Annotated in this window: 1 protein-coding gene; it reads left to right on the top strand. The window is 75.0% G+C overall.

The genetic code is table 11. The annotated features are described in order from the left end of the window. Positions 1-531 (top strand): PucR family transcriptional regulator (locus FB586_RS18575; RefSeq protein ID WP_136520842.1); only part of this gene is annotated, 531 nt, incomplete at its 5' end. Positions 532-645 lie beyond the last annotated feature (114 nt).

The raw sequence follows: 645 nt of genomic DNA on the forward strand, positions 1-645 counted from the left end.
GCCGCGCTCTGCGCCACGCAGGGTGACCGGCTCGCCGTCCTCCTCGGCGGGGTCACCGACCCGCTCAAGGCCGCCACCCGTCTGCTCGACCACTTCGGGGACGGCCCGGTGGTCGTCGGCCCGGTCACCGCGGACCTGGCCCACGCCAACGCCTCGGCCCGCGCGGCCCTGTCGGCCCACCGGGCCGCCAGCGGCTGGCCCGACGCCCCGCGGCCGGTCGCGAGCCGCGACCTGCTCCCCGAGCGGGCCCTGGCCGGGGACGGCCACGCCCGGCGCCACCTCGTGGACGACGTCTACCTCCCGCTCGTCGCGGCGAGGGGCACGCTGCTGGAGACGCTCGGCGCCTGGTTCGAGCACGGCTCGTCGATCGAGGGCACCGCCCGAGCGCTCTTCGTGCACCCCAACACGGTGCGCTACCGGCTGCGCCAGATCACCGACGTCACCGGCTGGTCGCCCACCCGGCCGCGAGAGGCGTTCGCGCTGCAGCTGGCGCTGATCCTAGGGCGTCAGTCGGGTCGGACGGAATTGTAGGAACCCTACAAGGATTCGGGGGTCAGTTTCGTCGGGGTCGGACCCGCGTCGACGCGTCCCGACCCGGCACAGTGGTCACGTGCTCGTCATCGTCGCCCCCGGCCAAGGGGCCCA

The organism is Cellulomonas telluris, assembly GCF_004886325.1.
In the GTDB taxonomy this organism is placed as follows: Bacteria; Actinomycetota; Actinomycetes; order Actinomycetales; family Cellulomonadaceae; genus Cellulomonas; species Cellulomonas telluris.